We start from the raw sequence: 17,874 nt of genomic DNA, 5'->3' as shown, positions 1-17,874 counted from the left end.
ACTCTGTTTCCTCACAGGAGCTCTGTCATGGCAGGTAAAGTTACGGAAGCCGCTGTTGTGGGTGGCGTGGATACACATAAAGATCTGCACGTTGCCGCTGTCGTAGATCAGAACAATAAAGTTCTGGGGACCCGGTTTTTCTCCACAACACGGCAAGGTTACCGGCAGATGCTGGCATGGATGACTTCGTTTGGGGTATTAAAGCTGAGTGTACAGGCACCTATGGATCAGGTCTGCTTCGCTATTTACAGAATGCCGGGTTAGAAGTTCTTGAGGTGACTGCGCCAGATCGGATGGAGCGACGCAAACGGGGTAAAAGTGACACGATTGATGCTGAATGTGCCGCTCACGCCGCATTCTCCGGAATAAGAACCGTCACACCCAAAACGCGCAATGGCATGATTGAGTCTCTGCGGGTATTAAAAACTTGCCGAAAAACAGCAATATCAGCCCGCAGAGTCGCTCTCCAGATTATCCATTCCAATATTATCTCTGCCCCGGATGAATTACGTGAACAGCTCAGAAATATGACGCGCATGCAGCTCATCAGGACTCTGGGATCCTGGCGGCCTGATGCCAGTGAATACCGCAATGTTACCAACGTTTATCGTATTTCATTAAAGTCCCTTGCCCGACGCTATCTCGAGTTACATGACGAAATCGCTGATTTGGATGTCATGATTGCGGCAACTGTCGATGAGCTGGCGCCTGAACTGATTAAACGTAATGCTATTGGATACGAAAGCGCTTCGCAGTTGCTGATCACGGCAGGAGACAATCCCCAACGATTAAGATCAGAATCAGGTTTTGCGGCACTGTGTGGTGTCAGCCCTGTTCCCGTATCTTCAGGAAAAACGAATCGTTACCGACTTAACCGGGGTGGAGATCGTGCTGCAAATAGTGCACTTCACATCATTGCCATCGGACGTTTGCGAACTGACGATAAAACGAAGGAATATGTCGCCAGACGAGTAGCGGAAGGGCATACAAAAATGGAAGCAATACGCTGCCTGAAGCGCTATATCTCACGCGAAGTTTATACATTACTGCGTAATCAAAACAGGCAGATCAACAGCATCCCGATAACGGCTTGACTCTTAGAAGGGCGTCCAGGGCAGTCATTATACGAGCAGGCAGTTTCGGCAGTTACTGTGGCGATACCAGTTCAGGCAGAGTATGAGCCGGCGCGGAAACTGCTGGGATAACAGCCCAATGGAACGCTTCTTCAGGAGTCTGAAGAACGAGTGGATACCGGTGGTGGGTTACGTAAGCTTCAGCGAGGCTGCTCACGCCATAACGGACTATATCGTTGGATATTACAGCGCACTAAGACCGCACGAATATAACGGTGGGTTACCCCCAAACGAATCGGAAAATCGATACTGGAAAAACTCTAACTCGGTGGCCAGTTTTTGTTGACCACTTCAACTCTGGACGGGTAAACGATGCTTAAGTCTTGCCAGGAGCTTTCCGGATAGAGAACGGTCAGTATTCGAACATGGTTTGTTGTACAAGTGATGGTACTGTCAGAACGGCCTACTATATCAATAACTGTAATGGCCCCACCATGACCAGTTGTGCCTATGAGTTACCATCTGCAACTGATATTGGAATGGGGGTAGGAATGCATTTGCAGTCAGGTAACGATAATACAATTAACGATTTTATACCCGTGATCATTGGAACTGATTGATTTTTCAGCAATCGGAGATCATGCTGTCCAACATGAAAATATTCATCACTGAGCAACAAAAAGCTGAACTTGAACGCCTTCATGATTCCAGCCGTGACGGGCGAGTCAGAGCTCGTATTTAAGCTATTCTTCTGGCCTCCGAAGGCTGGAGTTCTGCCATGATTGCTCAGGCTTTACGCCTACATTAGACAACGATTGATCACCATATCAGTGAATTCCTGAATAAAGGGAAACTGAAGGCCGAAAACGGCGGCTCAGGCCGCAAACTCAGAGCTGAACAAATGGCCCTTTTTATCAGTCAGTTATCCGATAATTTATTTCACCGTACCCGCGATGTTATTGCGTTTGTCACCCGGACATGGAACATCATTTTCAGCATTCCGGGGATGAATAAGTGGCTGCATTGTAATGGTTTCACCTACAAAAACCGTCAGGCGTTCCCCATAAATTCTGTGAAGAGAAACAAAGGCAATTCATTGAATATTATGTGGAACTGAAAACAACTGTGGGTGATGAACCGATTCTTTTTATTGATGGAGTCCATCCGACTCAGGCCACTAAAATCAGCTATGGCTGGATACGCAAAGGCCAGAAAAAAGCAGTAAAAACAACAGGCAGCCGCACACGCCTGAATATCATGGGGCGCTAAATCTGAAAGCACTGACGTCACCGCTAATCTGCGAATATAAAACCATTAATGAATATAATGTATACCGTTTTTTCAATGATATACGAAAGGTTTATCCTGATTATAACCAGAAAATCCACGTTATTCTGGATGGAGCAGGTTATCACCGTTCACAGTTAGTGAAAGACTGGGCGGAAGTGGTAAATATCAGGCTGCATTACCTTCCCCCTTACAGTCCAAACCTGAATCCGATAGAAAGAATGTGGAAATTAATGAACGAACATGCGCGGAATAATCGCTACTTCAGCAGTACGCGAGTGTTCAGGGACGCAATATCTGTCTTTTTTAACCAGACGCTGCCGGATATAGCGGCTGACATCCAGAATTAATGATCACTTTCGGGTGTTCACACCCACATCTTGATGTTTATTGGGTATATATGCATACCAAAAGATGGGGGGGGATCAGATTGTTTCTGTTAAAGATAATAATTACGTAACTTTTAATAATCCAATGCTTTCGTGGGGGAAATCATATTCATGGAACTTCTACATACATGGCCCAGGTAATCATATTGTCATAAATGGCGGTAAATTTGGCACGGGAATGCCGCTAATTGGCTGTACAGATGACGCTGCAGGGTTAACTATTGGCAGGGTCAACTATTGTATATAACACTTCGGCTAATATCTATGCAGCATGAATTACATCTGTTCAGAATGCCTTGCAACTAGAGTCATTAAGAGAACGACGCTCTATTGATGGTGAGATTACGATAACATTTGGTGATTCGACAAATGGTATTTGACTTTTAGCTAGGGATGTTAAATATCATCAAAATGGAAGTTTGGTTACTATAGAGTTTATTATAAGACTGAACGTATTCGCAGAACAATCAGGTTAAATGAGAATGAAAAACCTACCGCACAAAGCCGCAAACCAAGTATCTGGCGTTATTTCCATAACTTTTGGTTTGACAACTGGGTGGCAAGTGTTTACGGCGAGCCATCGATCGCGGAAATGATTACATTGATTTTTACAAATTTAACAACCCTGATTGTGATCCTGTACATAAAAGCGATGTCAATGTTGATGCCACAATAAAAGGTTCTATAACTTATAGTATTGATTCTTATTGGGCATAGAAAACATTTAACAAAAATGGTTTATTAACACATTAATAAGGAAGTTGATGTTTATCATATTTTTACACCGTATATTGCGAATAGTATGATATGGGAAAAGAGAACTGGACTTTCGATCGGTATAGTATAAAATGCATGAAAAAACATTAGGATTTATCCGTGATTAAGTCAATACAAATCTTAAGAGCACTTGCTGCTTGGGCAGTTGTTTATCATCATATTTCTCAAGTCATGTTTCAATGGTCTGCATCATCCAAATTGATGCACACTATTGCACTTAAGGCTGGCAATGGTGTCGATATGTTTTTTATCATAAGTGGCTTTATTATTTATAAGTCAATATCGAAAAATAATATTACACCTACGTCATTTGCTCTCAATAGGATGGTAAGAATTATTCCTGCATATTGGTTCTACACATTGCTGGTAGTGGTAATATCATACAATTTTCACGGAGTTATTCCGTTTGCTGAGATTGGATTAAATAATGTATTAAAAAGCCTTGCTTTTATTCCGGTAATGAATCAACAGATAGGTTGGTATATTCCAACCCTAACGGTTGGGTGGACTCTTAATTTTGAAATGCTATTTTATACGTGCGTATTTATTTCTCTGTTATTCCCTGAAAACAACAAAAAAATTTGCTGTATTCTAATTCCTCTTGTTGTAATGAATTTGTTTTCATGGCTTGGCAATAATGAGTCTACTGTATTTCTTTTCTATAATGATGAACTGTTGTTTGAGTTTGTTATGGGGGGGGTAATAGCTATATGTTATAATAATGGGCTATTCAGAAATATCGGTGTTAAAACTGCACTAACAATATCCGTATTATCACTGATAAGTATATTTTTTAGCAGTGAATCAAAAAGACTTCTCCAAATTGGAATCCCTTGCGCTGCTTTAATTGTTTCCGCTTTATGTCTTGAAAACAATATTGGCAATAGCACTATATCAAGAATTGCATCTAAACTTGGAGATTGGTCATACTCGACATATCTTTCGCATGTGATCATTATATGTATAATAAATAAGCTATGTGATATCTATATGTTAGATAAATTATTGATGGTTGTACCAATTATAGTACTTATTCTTCTGTCTTCATACTTAAGCTATAAATATATTGAGATTCCATGCGGCTTAATTTTGAAAAGAAAATCTAAAATTAAATGCATCAAATAATTCTAAATAAAAAGATACGTTTAAGCGTAAGACAAAACTGAGACACACAAAGCTTTGCACTGGATTGCAAGGCTTTGTGCTATTCGAGATATAGTAAGGTTGGCTCTCTCCATTGCACCGCGATCTTCAAATCTGCGGATTACTTCAAGAAGTTGCATCGGCTCAATATCCTGAATTTCAAGACCGCCGATGATAGGTAAAATGTCGTCGTCAAACATTTTGGCAAGTTCAGTCGCATAGCCGACTGACCATACTTGCCTCTTATGCTCGTACCATTCCTTGTAAATCGCACTAAAGGAATTGTTGTTATACGAAGCCTTTTTCGCCTTTACCGGATCTATGCCAACCGAGATATCTTTCCTCGCGGTCCATGCCTTATCCCTTGCCTCTTGCAAAGTCATAAGCGGATATTTTCCGACAGTCAGGATTTTCTCCTTACCGTCAATCTTGTAGCGAAGCTGCCATACCTTTTTCCCGGATACAGGAACATAAAGGTACAGGCCATTACCATCGAGAAGGCGGTATGGTTTTTCTTTCGGCTTTGCTGCTTCAATCTGCTTAACGGTGAGCACGGGTAAAAATCTGGTGGGTAAAATTATTTTATCCACTTTTTACCCGTCATGGAGTGCGGCTGTCAACGATCTGAAGCGAACCATTACAAACTGTGAATCTACGGGAGGCTTGATATTCAGGGGATTTTGCGGACTGGTACGGATTGGAGCGAACTGATAAATGGTGTCCCCTGCAGGAATCGAACCTGCAATTAGCCCTTAGGAGGGGCTCGTTATATCCATTTAACTAAGAGGACAGCGCGGCATGAGTATACCCGCTAATGGACTGCGGGGTAAGTACACTGCCGCTCGATTGCTTAAACGCTCGCCACTCATGCCGGATTTTTATCATTTTTCTTAATGTTTTCCGCACGTTCTGCTTTCTGACGTGCTTCTTCTTTTCGCTTATTGCTCATGTCGTTGCGAATTTGCGCATGACTCATCAACGCGAAGATAAAGGTGCCGCCACAGATGTTTCCCGCCAGAGTGGGAAGCGCAAATGGCCAGACAAAATCGCTCCAGTGTAGTGTGCCGTTAAATACCAGATAGAGGATCTCTACGGAACCGACAACGATATGAGTGGTGTCTCCCAGGGCGATAAGCCAGGTCATCAAAATAATCACTACTATTTTTGCCGCACCCGCCGCCGGAAACATCCATACCATAGTAGCTATTAGCCAGCCGGAAATGATCGCATTGGCAAACATCTCGCTGGGCGAGTTCTTCATCACATCCATGCCGATTTTGACAAACGCATCACGGGTTTCTTCATCAAAGATAGGCATATACTCAAAAGCCCACGCCGCAATACCCGTTCCCAGAATATTACCTAACAGAACAACGCCCCAAAGTCGTAGCAATAAACCGACATTGCCCATTGTCGGTTTTTGCATTACGGGTAGTACCGCTGTCACGGTGTTCTCAGTAAATAATTGCTGGCGCGCCATAATAACGATAATAAAACCAAAGGTATAACCGAGATTCTCCAGCAAGAAACTCCCTGGCACGCCTTCCAGTTCGACATGAAATATCCCTTTTGCCAGTAGCGATGCACCCATCGACAGACCTGCTGCAATAGCTGACCACAGTAGCGCCATTGCGTCGCGTTCCAGCTCTTTTTCGCCGTCCTGACGAATATGTTCGTGGATAGCCATTGCCCGGGAAGGGAGCCGATCTTCATCTATTTCAATTTTTTTTCCGCGCTCTTTTTCTTCACTCTCGACTTCAATTTCGTCGCTGTGTTTATCAATTTTATCGTTATCCATGGTGAGTTCTCTTGATTAGCACGTATAGCTAAAGCGTAGCGGCTTTTTTGCTCGCAACTGGCGGGAGTTACTCTGAAAATGAATAAAAGGCAACGTTTGCCTTTTTCTGTTTCTATAGAATCAAGTAGCCTACAGGGCGGTGATTACCAGGCTATGATCAAATCAGCAAAACAGGGCGTATGGACATCATTTGACGTGCTGTTACAATCGCCCACACCTAAACAGGCGGATACGGTATCGTTCCGTCATGGATGGCAAACTGCATAAGCCATAAAAAAAACAGGGAGACATTTATGAAGCTTCGCCTGTCGGCGCTTGCTCTGGGAACTACGCTTCTGGTGGGGTGTGCGAGTTCCGGAACAGATCAGCAAGGGCGTTCTGACCCGTTAGAAGGGTTCAACCGCACCATGTACAATTTTAACTTCAATGTGTTAGACCCGTATGTGGTTCGACCGGTGGCTGTCGTGTGGCGTGATTATGTTCCGCAACCGGCACGTAATGGGTTAAGCAACTTTACTGGCAACCTTGAAGAACCTGCAGTGATGGTTAACTACTTCCTGCAGGGCGACCCTTATCAGGGGATGGTCCACTTTACCCGCTTTTTCCTGAACACTATTTTGGGGATGGGCGGTTTTATTGATGTTGCTGGGATGGCGAATCCGAAACTGCAACGAACGGAACCTCACCGTTTTGGTAGCACGCTCGGTCACTATGGCGTGGGGTATGGGCCTTATGTTCAGTTACCGTTCTACGGTAGCTTCACGCTGCGTGATGACGGCGGTGATATGGCTGATGGCCTCTATCCAGTGCTTTCGTGGTTGACCTGGCCGATGTCGGTAGGAAAATGGACACTTGAAGGTATCGAAACGCGTGCGCAACTGCTGGATTCTGATGGCCTGCTTCGTCAGTCGTCCGATCCTTACGTCATGGTGCGCGAGGCGTACTTCCAGCGTCATGATTTCATCGCCAATGGCGGAGAACTCAAACCGCAGGAAAACCCGAATGCGCAAGCGATTCAGGATGATTTAAAAGATATCGATTCTGAATAAGAAGCCAATAAAAAAGGTGAGTTGGAAAACTCACCTTTTTTCTTATTAAACTAACGTGTTATTAGAACGCGTAGTTAAAGTTAGTACCGAACAGCCAGGCTTTACCTTCAGACTCGAACTGATACGGGCCTTCGTTGATCTTCACGCTCTGACCGTGCATATAAGAGACACCAACATCGACAGATGCATCTTTATTAAATGCATATGTCGTACCTGCGCTCAGCCAGAAACGGTCCTGATCCGGAATGGAAATCGAACGGTTCTGTGCCGGAACGGGGCTATCATCGAAGGCGATACCGGTACGGAAGGTCCAGTTATCATCGTAGTAATAAGTGGTACCCAGTGCGATGCGGTAAGCATCTTTAAAGCCTTCATGCTTCTGGAACAGCGTATCACCACTGGTGGACGTAGCTTTCAACTCCTGGAATTGACTCCAGCTGGTGTAAGCCAGACTATAGTGAATCGCCCACTGCGGCGCGACACGGTTATAACCAGACACTTCCCACATTTCAGGCAGATTTAGCGTCAGATAACCTGACTGCGTAGCTCCGCCCGTAGCCGTTGGCAGACCGAAATTGTAGTTGTTAATAGCAATTGGCAGATCGCTACTGTAGTTACCTTTGAAGTCAATTTTAACTTCAGAACGGTAGGTCAACGCGTAGCGATTATTTTTATCCAGTTCATACAGGATGCCGGCATTCCAGCCAAAGCCCCATTTGTTACCATTCAGATGGGCAATTTTCTCGTCGCTTGGGATACTATTAGCCATGCCCGCCAGTTGCTGTCCTTGTAGAGTCGCCCCGGCGGGAGATTGCATAATCTGACCTGCAACCAGCTGCCCCAGATCGCCTGCGAAGCGTTCAATTTTCGCACGGGCATAGACGGCATTCAGACCGAGACCAAAACTCCATGCGTTATTTAAGCGATAGGCGCCGCTTAAGTTCATGTTGATGGTCTCGAGGTCGGTTGTACCACCGACAGAACCGCCTGCATAAGTATCGTTAAACTCTGTCGCCAGGCCATAGTTAGAGGTAATGGAAGCTCCCCAACCAAATTGATCGTTAATTGGCGCAACAAAGTGAGCGTTCGGAACCCATGCCGTAGGCGCGATATTATCCGCGTCCAGGCTACGACCAGACGGAGACGTTCCGCTGATATTTACATCCGGATCAATATAAACCGCGCCCGCTGAAAAAGTTGGGCGGTCAAACATGGTAATCAACGCGGGGTTACGGCTGACGTTACCGGCATCATCGGCAATTGCGCCTTCCCCTGAATAAGCCCGGCCCAGGCCTGAGGAAGAAAATTCGTTTAACTGAAAGCCTGCCGACCAGGCCTGGGTGGAGATAAGTGCCACTGCGACTGCGATAGCAGACTTTGTAAACAGGGTTTTCTGGCTCATGACCATAACCTCAATAATTTATTTTTATACAAACTATGTTACGTGCTGTAACAGGAGCGCGAAGTGTAGGGTCTGATGTACATCTTAGAAATCAGACCAGTGGCGAGAGTATAGGTCGGACCAGATGGAATGTTGCAAGTATGTTTCTATGTTTTTTCAAATATGATCTAAGAAACGCGATCCAGCTGGCAAAATTTGGAGGTAGCGCACTCATAGATTTGGGTGAATTTTGTTTTAGATCATTTTTAAGTGTGATTTCGGTCACTTATCCGATTTTGCAGAATTAACAACTGGAGTGGCACTTTTCAGAAGCGTAAAATATCCGCAACGTTTATCTGGCACCTTAGGTGCACATACAGAGGAAATCAACGATGAGTAAATGTAGTGCTGATGAAACCCCGGTTTGCTGCTGTATGGATGTTGGCACCATTATGGACAACTCCGACTGCACCGCGTCTTACAGCCGTGTGTTTGCAAACCGCGCAGAAGCAGAACAAACGCTGGCGGCGCTGACTGAAAAAGCCCGTAGCGTGGAATCCGAACCATGCAAAATCACCCCGACTTTCACTGAAGAGTCTGACGGTGTGCGCCTGGATATCGATTTCACTTTTGCCTGCGAAGCTGAAACACTGATCTTCCAGCTGGGTCTGCGTTAATTCCTCTCGGGTACGTACGCCCCTGCCAGCAACAAGTAGGGGCGTTTTCTTTTCTTTCTCCTGTCTTCACTGTGTCATAGCTCCCACTTTCCCTTTTCTCCGCTTGGCTAAATGTAAAAAAATGGTTAATACTATGATCAGGTCAGACCACTTTATATCTTATTTTTACAGGGGAGTGTTATGGGTCAGGTTTTACCGCTGATTTCCCGTCAGGGCGATCGTATCGCCATCGTTAGCGGGTTACGTACGCCTTTTGCCCGCCAGGCGACGGCTTTTCATGGCATTCCTGCTGTTGATTTGGGGAAGATGGTCGTAGGCGAATTGCTGGCACGCAGCGAAATTCCCGCAGAAGTGATTGAGCAACTGGTCTTCGGTCAGGTTGTGCAAATGCCGGAAGCGCCCAACATTGCGCGTGAAATTGTTCTCGGCACTGGAATGAATGTGCATACCGATGCTTACAGCGTCAGCCGCGCTTGCGCTACCAGTTTCCAGGCGGTTGCAAACGTCGCAGAAAGCCTGATGGCGGGAACTATTCGAGCGGGGATTGCCGGTGGGGCAGATTCCTCTTCCGTATTGCCAATTGGCGTCAGTAAAAAACTGGCGCGCGTGCTGGTTGATGTCAACAAAGCACGAACCATGAGCCAGCGCCTGAAACTTTTTTCTCGCTTACGTTTGCGTGACTTAATGCCGGTGCCTCCGGCAGTGGCGGAATACTCCACTGGATTACGGATGGGCGACACCGCCGAACAAATGGCAAAAACGTACGGCATCACCCGTGAACAGCAAGATGCGTTGGCCCACCGTTCGCATCAACGTGCCGCCCAGGCGTGGTCAGAAGGTAAATTAAAAGAAGAAGTCATGACCGCTTATATCCCGCCTTATAAACAGCCTCTTGCGGAAGATAATAATATTCGCGGCAATTCCACGCTTGCCGACTACGCAAAGCTGCGCCCGGCGTTTGATCGCAAACACGGGACGGTAACGGCGGCAAACAGTACGCCGCTGACCGATGGCGCGGCAGCGGTGATCCTGATGACTGAATCCCGGGCGAAAGAATTAGGGCTGGTGCCGCTGGGATATCTGCGCAGCTACGCATTTACCGCTATAGATGTCTGGCAGGACATGCTGCTCGGTCCGGCCTGGTCAACACCGCTGGCGCTGGAACGTGCTGGCTTGACAATGGCCGATCTGACGTTGATTGATATGCACGAAGCGTTTGCCGCCCAGACGCTGGCCAATATTCAGTTGCTTGGCAGCGAACGTTTTGCCCGCGACGTACTGGGGCGTGCACATGCCACTGGCGAAGTTGACGATAGCAAATTTAACGTGCTTGGCGGCTCGATTGCTTATGGTCATCCCTTTGCGGCTACCGGCGCACGGATGATTACCCAGACCTTACATGAGCTGCGGCGTCGCGGCGGTGGGTTTGGTTTGGTGACTGCCTGTGCCGCAGGTGGGCTTGGCGCGGCAATGGTTGTGGAGGCGGAATAATGGAAATGGTATCAGCGTTTACCCTCAATGTCCGTCTGGACAACATTGCCGTTATCACCATTGATGTTCCCGGCGAGAAAATGAATACCCTGAAGGCGGAATTTGCCTCGCAGGTGCGCGCCATTATTAAGCAACTCCGTGAAAACAAAGAGTTGCGCGGCGTGGTGTTTGTCTCCGCTAAACCAGACAACTTCATTGCTGGCGCAGACATCAACATGATCGGCAACTGCAAAACGGCGCAAGAAGCGGAAGCATTGGCACGGCAGGGCCAACAGTTGATGGCGGAGATTCATGCCCTGCCTGTTCCGGTTATTGCCGCTATTCACGGCGCTTGCCTGGGGGGCGGGCTGGAGCTGGTGCTGGCATGTCATGGCCGTGTCTGTACTGACGATCCTAAAACTGTGCTCGGTTTGCCGGAGGTTCAGCTTGGATTATTGCCAGGTTCAGGCGGAACTCAGCGTTTGCCACGCCTGACAGGTGTCAGCACAGCATTAGAGATGATCCTCACCGGAAAACAACTTCGGGCGAAACAGGCATTAAAGTTGGGGCTGGTGGATGACGTCGTTCCGCACTCCATTTTGCTGGAAGCCGCTGTTGAGCTGGCAAAGCAGGATCGTCCATCTTCCCGCCCTCTACCTGTACGCGAGCGTATTCTGGCGGGGCCGTTAGGTCGTGCATTGTTGTTCAAAATGGTAGGCAAGAAAACAGAGCAAAAAACTCAGGGTAACTATCCAGCGACAAAACGCATTCTTGACGTTATTGAAACCGGTTTAGCGCAGGGGACCAGCAGTGGCTATGACGCCGAAGCTCGGGCGTTTGGTGAACTGGCGATGACGCCGCAATCGCAGGCGCTGCGCAATATCTTTTTTGCCAGTACTGAAGTGAAGAAAGATCCCGGCAGTGATGCTCCTCTTGCGCCATTAAACAGCGTGGGGATTTTAGGCGGCGGGTTGATGGGCGGTGGAATTGCCTACGTTACTGCCTGTAAAGCGGGTCTGCCGGTAAGAATTAAAGATATCAATGCCCAGGGCATAAATCATGCGCTGAAATACAGTTGGGAGCAGCTGGAGGGTAAAGTGCGCCGTCGTCATCTCAAAGCCAGCGAACGCGACAAGCAACTGGCTTTAATTTCGGGGACGACGGATTACCGTGGCTTTGCCCATCGAGATCTGATTATTGAAGCGGTGTTTGAAAATCTCGAATTAAAACAGCAGATGGTGGCAGAAGTTGAGCAAAACTGCGCTTCTCATACCATTTTTGCATCGAACACGTCCTCTTTACCGATTAGCGATATTGCCGCGCACGCCACGCGACCAGAGCAAGTTATCGGCCTGCATTTCTTCAGCCCGGTGGAAAAAATGCCGCTGGTGGAAATCATTCCTCATGCGGGGACATCGGCGAAAACCATCACCACCACGGTAAAACTGGCGAAAAAACAGGGCAAAACGCCGATTGTGGTAAAGGATAAAGCTGGGTTTTATGTCAATCGCATCCTGGCGCCGTATATTAATGAAGCTATCCGCATGTTGACCGAAGGCGAACGTGTTGAGCATATTGATGCCGCGCTGGTGAAATTTGGTTTTCCGGTGGGACCAATCCAACTTTTGGATGAGGTAGGAATTGATACCGGGACTAAAATTATTCCTGTACTGGAAGCAACTTATGGAGAACGTTTTAGCGCGCCTGCAAATGTTGTTTCTTCAATTTTGAATGATGATCGCAAAGGCAGAAAAAATGGCCGAGGTTTCTATCTTTATGGCCAAAAAGGGCGTAAAAGCAAAAAACAGGTCGATCCCGCCATTTACCCGCTAATTGGTGTACAAGGGCAGGGGCGACTCTCCGCACCGCAGGTTGCTGAACGGTGTGTGATGTTGATGCTGAATGAAGCAGTACGTTGTCTGGACGAGCAGGTTATCCGAAGTGTGCGTGACGGGGATATTGGCGCGGTATTTGGAATAGGCTTCCCTCCGTTTCTTGGTGGCCCGTTCCGATATATCGATGCTCTCGGCGCGGGGGAAGTCGTTGCAACAATGCAACGACTGGCCACGCAGTATGGTTCTCGTTTTACCCCTTGCGAGCGTCTATTAGAGATGAGCGAGCGCGGGGAAAGTTTTTGGAAAACAAGTGCAACTGACCCTCAATAAAAGGGTCAAAGCTATATGAATCCGCGCTGAATGGCGGAGTGTTGGTCAAAATGTAAACGCATATTGACTATACTTGCGCCATTGAGGTAAAAAACAGCGTTTCATTCGGTGAATGGATAAGGCACAATGCCGGCCACCGCCTTGTTTCTCTGGTTTCAGATGAACGGGGCGGGTGAATCTGGTTAACAAAAGCGGTGCAATATGCAAGTTTTTATCATGCGTCACGGCGACGCAGCCCTCGATGCCGCCAGTGATTCGGTTCGTCCTCTGACCACTAACGGTTGTGACGAATCTCGCCTGATGGCGAACTGGTTGAAAGGTCAAAAAGTGGAAGTCGAACGTGTTCTGGTGAGCCCGTTCCTGCGAGCCGAGCAAACACTGGAGGAAGTAGGGGATTGTATGAACCTGCCTTCCAACGTGGAAGTTCTGCCGGAGTTGACGCCCTGCGGCGATGTAGGGCTGGTCAGTGCATATTTACAGGCGCTGACCAACGAAGGTGTCGCTTCGGTACTGGTTATCTCCCACTTACCGTTAGTCGGGTATCTGGTTGCCGAGTTATGTCCGGGCGAAACGCCGCCTATGTTTACCACTTCGGCCATTGCCAGCGTAACGCTTGATGAAAGCGGAAACGGCACATTCAACTGGCAGATGAGTCCGTGTAATTTGAAAATGGCAAAAGCAATCTGATGTGATCGTAAAGTGCCCGATGGCGCAAGCTATCGGGCCTGAATTGTTCATACCTTATTGAAATTCTCCCAATAACGATGCAGATGGCATCTTTTTAGCGTTTAATCGCCGATTTGCATAAAGTTACATCTAGAAATATTCATTACCTTTTCTTGTATTTTATTTCCAGAGTTAACCACTGTGAACGCAGAATAAGAGAGTAGAAAAGAGATATTTTTTGGTCTTGATTTTATATTAATTTTAGTGTTTTAATATTGTATCGGCAAAAAATAAAAATACAATCGTGTTATTTGTTGTTGGTTGTTTTTTGCTCTTTAATCATTCACTCCATGATGTGTTTATACCATATTTTAGTCATTTGCCACGTAATTCCAGGAAAGTTCTCAAAATATTATTTGTTTTGTTAATCATTTAAATATTTCTAAATATTGTTGTTAGTAAATTTAAATTGTGTCACGCGCTCTATAATATCAACATGCTCGCCACGCCAAAGAATATCATCTCACGAGACCTCAGAAATCCTATTCAATGGTGGGTTATAAGCCACTGCAAATTACACTGAAAGTTATTATATTCAGTATTAATATGTCAGTTGGCTGACATTTTAATCATTTATGATTTAAGGACAAATAATGAGTAAGTTTGTAAAAGCAGCCGTCGCCACAGCAATGCTTATGGGGGCGCTGACTTCAGCATCGGTCGTAGCCGCAGGGAACAACGGTACAGTGAGATTTTTCGGTATAATTGAAGACTCTCCGTGCTCAATTGTTCCTGATGACCATAAGCTGGAAGTGGATATGGGGAGCATCGGTACCGGTTCTTTAACGGGTGGCAAAACTACCACACCAAAGGATTTCCAGATTCGTTTACAGGATTGCAATTTCAATACTGAAACAACGATGACCACGACATTTACCGGTAATCCATATTCCGGTAATCCAAATAATTACTCCCTGTCTAACCTGGATAATGGCACCGAAGTTCCAAACGTAAGTCTGGTGATTGGCGACCAGCGTGGTAAAGGCTATGACCTGGGCAAAGGTATCGATCAGGCCATCGCAATGGACAGTTCAACGGGTAAAGGCAAACAGAAACAAACGCTGAAATTTAAAGCCTGGTTAGTCGGTGAAACTGCTGCGGTAACACCAACTCCGGCTCCGTTTGAAACGCTAACAACATTCCAGATTACGTATCTTTAATGTGACTCCCCCATAACTGCAAAGTTATGGGGTTTTTAAATGAAAGATAATTAAATTATAATAATTACGGATGGATACGTAAATGCCCGAACATTCTTTTCTCCGTTTACGGGGGCTTTCGTGGTGGATTGCTCTGGCAATTTCCGGAAGTCCATTTTATGCCCTGGCAGATGATACCATTCAGTTTGATGCCCGATTTCTCGAGTTAAAAGGGAATACCAAAATTGATTTGGGTCGTTTTTCCCAAAAAGGTTATGTTGAGCCGGGTAAATATAATTTACAGGTTCATGTAAATAACCAATCCTTACCTGATGAATACGATATCTACTGGTACGCAGTCGAAAACAATCCTGATAAATCGTATGCCTGCTTACCGCCTGAACTGGTTGCTCAGTTAGGCTTTAAAGAAGATATCACGAAAAATTTGCAATGGATTCGTGATGGTCAGTGTTTGAATACTGAACCGTTAAATGGCATGGAAATGACTGGCGATTTAAGCCAGTCAGTTCTCGTGATTTCTTTGCCACAGGCTTATCTTGAATATACCGACAGTGAATGGGATCCACCTTCACGTTGGGATGAAGGTATTCCCGGTCTTATTGCCGATTACAGTATCAACGCCCAGACCCGGCATGAAGAGGGTGGGGATGATACTAACGATATTAGTGGTAATGGTACGGTTGGCGTTAACGTTGGCCCGTGGCGCCTGCGTGCCGACTGGCAGAGCGACTATCGGCATACCCGCAGTAACGATGATGGTGATGCTAACGATAGCGGCACGCAAAAAAACTGGGAGTGGAGCCGTTACTACGCCTGGCGCGCCTTGCCGTCATTAAAAGCCAAACTTTCTTTGGGCGAAGATTACCTCAACTCCGATATTTTTGATGGCTTTAGCTACATTGGCGGTAGCATCAGCACCGACGATCAAATGTTGCCGCCAAACCTTCGCGGCTACGCTCCGGATATTTCCGGTGTAGCACATACCACCGCGAAAGTTACGATAACGCAAATGGGGCGCGTCCTTTATGAAACCCAGGTCCCCGCAGGCCCGTTCCGTATTCAGGATATTGGTGATTCGGTATCTGGTACTCTGCATGTCCGTATTGAAGAACAAAATGGTCAGGTGCAGGAATATGACGTCAGCACGGCTTCCATGCCGTTTCTGACCCGACCAGGCCAGGTGCGATATAAAGTGGCGATGGGCCGTCCGCAAAACTGGGATCATCATGTCGAAGGGAGTTTCTTCTCGGGAGGCGAGGCATCATGGGGGATTGCCAATGGCTGGTCGCTCTATGGCGGTGCGTTAGCGGATGAAAACTACCAGTCAGCGGCAATTGGACTTGGACGCGATTTGGCACTGTTTGGCGCGTTAGCGTTTGACGTTACCCACTCCCGTACTCGTTTTGACGACAACAGCGTATACGGCAACAAAACGCTGGATGGTAACTCTTATCGTGTCAGTTATGCCAAAGATTTTGATGAACTCAACAGCCGTGTGACCTTTGCCGGATATCGCTTCTCTGAAAAAAACTACATGACCATGAGCGAATACCTGGATGCTAACAACGCCGATCGGGCGCGCACGGGTAACGACAAAGAGATGTATACGGTCACTTACAACCAGAACTTCAGGGATGCGCGTGTTTCGGTCTATCTCAACTATTCCCACCACACCTACTGGGACAGCGAAGATCAAACCAACTACAACATGATGCTTTCTCATTATTTCAATATGGGAAGTATCAGAAACATGAGCGTTTCTCTGACCGGTTATCGCTATGAATACGATAACAATGCCGATAAAGGTATTTATCTTTCCTTAAGCCTGCCGTGGGGTGACAGCAGCACCATTAGTTACAACGGCAACTATGGCAGTGGTGCCGACAGCAGCCAGGCGAGCTTGTACCATCGAATAGATGACGCCAGCCACTATACGGTGAGCACAGGGACCAGTGAAAACCACGCCAGTGTAGATGGTTATTACAGCCACGATGGCACTATGGCAAAAGTTGATCTGAGCGCCAACTATCATGAAGGGCAATACACTTCCGCGGGTATCTCTTTACAGGGCGGTGCAACGCTGACTGCCCACGGCGGCGCGCTGCATCGCACGCAGAACATGGGCGGTACGCGTTTGCTGATTGATGCCGATGGTGTTGCCAATGTGCCAGTAGAAGGCAACGGTGCTGCTGTTTATACCAACATGTTTGGTAAAGCCGTGGTGGCCGATGTTAACGACTACTACCGTAATCAGGCTTATATCGATTTGAATAACCTGCCAGAAAATGCTGAGGCCACCCAGTCGGTGGTCCAGGCAACGCTAACGGAAGGTGCCATTGGTTATCGTAAATTTGCGGTGATCAGTGGGCAGAAAGCAATGGCGGTATTGCGATTGCAGGATGGTAGTCATCCGCCATTTGGTGCGGAAGTGAAAAATGTTAATAAACAGCAAGTTGGTCTGGTTGATGATGAAGGGAATGTCTATCTGGCGGGCGTTAAACCGGGTGAACGCATGACGGTATCCTGGGAGGGAGAATCCCACTGCGATATCAGTCTGCCGGACCCGCTACCGGATGATCTCTTCAATGGCTTGCTGTTGCCATGCCAGCAAATTGGGGGAAGTGCTCCCGCAATATCACATGATATTCAGCCCGTCATTCAGGAGCAGACACAACAGGTGACACCAATGGAACCACCAATGTCTGTTTCATCGAATTAATAACGTGATTAAGGAATGATCCATGTCTAAACATATCTCTTCAAAAAAGATCGTCACTGC

General features: G+C 46.7%; 11 protein-coding genes, 1 tRNA gene and 4 pseudogenes. 12 read left to right on the top strand and 4 right to left on the bottom strand.

The genetic code is table 11. The features are described 5' to 3' along the window. Window positions 1–27 precede the first annotated feature (27 nt). From D9734_RS10575 to D9734_RS10560, 4 genes and pseudogenes are all read left to right on the top strand, one after another. Window positions 28–1,094 (top strand): annotated as a pseudogene (locus tag D9734_RS10575) (IS110 family transposase). A 16-nt stretch (window positions 1,095–1,110) separates the two neighbouring features. After that, window positions 1,111–1,419 (top strand): annotated as a pseudogene (locus D9734_RS10570) (integrase core domain-containing protein); the annotation flags it as partial. 294 nt (window positions 1,420–1,713) lie between these two features. Beyond that, window positions 1,714–2,744 (top strand): annotated as a pseudogene (locus D9734_RS10565) (IS630 family transposase). A gap of 881 nt (window positions 2,745–3,625) precedes the next feature. Continuing rightward, the gene (locus D9734_RS10560; protein ID WP_130207310.1) at window positions 3,626–4,651 is read left to right on the top strand and encodes an acyltransferase; all 1,026 of its coding nucleotides are present in this window, start codon (window positions 3,626–3,628) and stop codon (window positions 4,649–4,651) included. 98 nt (window positions 4,652–4,749) lie between these two features. On the opposite strand, the pseudogene intS reads toward D9734_RS10560, so the two are convergent. The 3 genes and pseudogenes from intS to D9734_RS10545 form a co-directional block, all read right to left on the bottom strand. Continuing rightward, window positions 4,750–5,223, bottom strand: a pseudogene (intS, locus tag D9734_RS10555) (prophage integrase IntS); the annotation flags it as partial. A gap of 161 nt (window positions 5,224–5,384) precedes the next feature. Continuing rightward, window positions 5,385–5,459 (bottom strand) — tRNA-Arg (locus tag D9734_RS10550). A gap of 75 nt (window positions 5,460–5,534) precedes the next feature. Then, entirely contained in the window at window positions 5,535–6,467 is a 933-nt protein-coding gene (locus tag D9734_RS10545; protein ID WP_130207308.1) for a formate/nitrite transporter family protein, read from the bottom strand. Between the two features lie 78 nt (window positions 6,468–6,545). Between D9734_RS10545 and D9734_RS10540 the strand changes: the two genes are divergently transcribed. Further along, entirely contained in the window at window positions 6,546–6,734 is a 189-nt protein-coding gene (locus tag D9734_RS10540; protein WP_130207306.1) for a hypothetical protein, read from the top strand. A 26-nt stretch (window positions 6,735–6,760) separates the two neighbouring features. Further along, a complete protein-coding gene (gene mlaA / locus D9734_RS10535) occupies window positions 6,761–7,516 on the top strand; it encodes a phospholipid-binding lipoprotein MlaA (protein WP_130207304.1) in 756 nt (251 codons plus the stop codon). A gap of 61 nt (window positions 7,517–7,577) precedes the next feature. Here the strand turns inward: mlaA and fadL are convergent, their stop codons facing one another. Beyond that, complete coding sequence (gene fadL / locus D9734_RS10530) at window positions 7,578–8,918, bottom strand: long-chain fatty acid transporter FadL (RefSeq protein WP_130207302.1); 1,341 nt, start codon at window positions 8,916–8,918, stop codon at window positions 7,578–7,580. A 371-nt stretch (window positions 8,919–9,289) separates the two neighbouring features. On the opposite strand from fadL, the gene D9734_RS10525 reads away from it, so the two are divergent. From D9734_RS10525 to D9734_RS10500, 6 genes are all read left to right on the top strand, one after another. Beyond that, window positions 9,290–9,574, top strand: a complete 285-nt coding sequence (locus tag D9734_RS10525) for a YfcZ/YiiS family protein (RefSeq protein ID WP_130207300.1) — start codon at window positions 9,290–9,292, stop codon at window positions 9,572–9,574. Window positions 9,575–9,754: 180 nt separating this feature from the next. Beyond that, on the top strand, window positions 9,755–11,065 hold the full coding sequence (gene fadI, locus D9734_RS10520; RefSeq protein WP_130207298.1) for an acetyl-CoA C-acyltransferase FadI: 1,311 nt from the start codon (window positions 9,755–9,757) through the stop codon (window positions 11,063–11,065). Then, entirely contained in the window at window positions 11,065–13,209 is a 2,145-nt protein-coding gene (gene fadJ / locus D9734_RS10515; RefSeq protein ID WP_130207296.1) for a fatty acid oxidation complex subunit alpha FadJ, read from the top strand. Before fadI ends, fadJ begins: the two co-directional genes overlap by 1 nt. 201 nt (window positions 13,210–13,410) lie before the next feature. Then, window positions 13,411–13,896 carry a phosphohistidine phosphatase SixA gene (gene sixA, locus D9734_RS10510; RefSeq protein ID WP_130207294.1) on the top strand — a complete coding sequence of 162 codons (486 nt, stop codon included), beginning with the start codon at window positions 13,411–13,413 and terminating at the stop codon, window positions 13,894–13,896. Window positions 13,897–14,528: 632 nt separating this feature from the next. Then, on the top strand, window positions 14,529–15,095 hold the full coding sequence (locus D9734_RS10505) for a fimbrial protein (protein WP_130207292.1): 567 nt from the start codon (window positions 14,529–14,531) through the stop codon (window positions 15,093–15,095). A gap of 82 nt (window positions 15,096–15,177) precedes the next feature. Continuing rightward, on the top strand, window positions 15,178–17,814 hold the full coding sequence (locus D9734_RS10500; RefSeq protein WP_130207290.1) for a fimbrial biogenesis outer membrane usher protein: 2,637 nt from the start codon (window positions 15,178–15,180) through the stop codon (window positions 17,812–17,814). Window positions 17,815–17,874 lie beyond the last annotated feature (60 nt).

It is taken from the genome of Escherichia sp. E14S1, assembly GCF_004211995.1.
GTDB lineage: Bacteria > Pseudomonadota > Gammaproteobacteria > Enterobacterales > Enterobacteriaceae > Escherichia.
This window is presented reverse-complemented; position numbering and strand designations above follow the sequence as displayed.

Excerpts from the sequence above, each read along its gene's own strand:
- D9734_RS10545 (WP_130207308.1), bottom strand. The coding sequence starts at position 6,467 with ATGGATAACGATAAAATTGATAAACACAGCGACGAAATTGAAGTCGAG.
- D9734_RS10540 (WP_130207306.1), top strand. The coding sequence starts at position 6,546 with ATGAATAAAAGGCAACGTTTGCCTTTTTCTGTTTCTATAGAATCAAGT.
- mlaA (WP_130207304.1), top strand. The coding sequence starts at position 6,761 with ATGAAGCTTCGCCTGTCGGCGCTTGCTCTGGGAACTACGCTTCTGGTG.
- fadL (WP_130207302.1), bottom strand. The coding sequence starts at position 8,918 with ATGAGCCAGAAAACCCTGTTTACAAAGTCTGCTATCGCAGTCGCAGTG.
- D9734_RS10525 (WP_130207300.1), top strand. The coding sequence starts at position 9,290 with ATGAGTAAATGTAGTGCTGATGAAACCCCGGTTTGCTGCTGTATGGAT.
- fadI (WP_130207298.1), top strand. The coding sequence starts at position 9,755 with ATGGGTCAGGTTTTACCGCTGATTTCCCGTCAGGGCGATCGTATCGCC.
- fadJ (WP_130207296.1), top strand. The coding sequence starts at position 11,065 with ATGGAAATGGTATCAGCGTTTACCCTCAATGTCCGTCTGGACAACATT.
- sixA (WP_130207294.1), top strand. The coding sequence starts at position 13,411 with ATGCAAGTTTTTATCATGCGTCACGGCGACGCAGCCCTCGATGCCGCC.
- D9734_RS10505 (WP_130207292.1), top strand. The coding sequence starts at position 14,529 with ATGAGTAAGTTTGTAAAAGCAGCCGTCGCCACAGCAATGCTTATGGGG.
- D9734_RS10500 (WP_130207290.1), top strand. The coding sequence starts at position 15,178 with ATGCCCGAACATTCTTTTCTCCGTTTACGGGGGCTTTCGTGGTGGATT.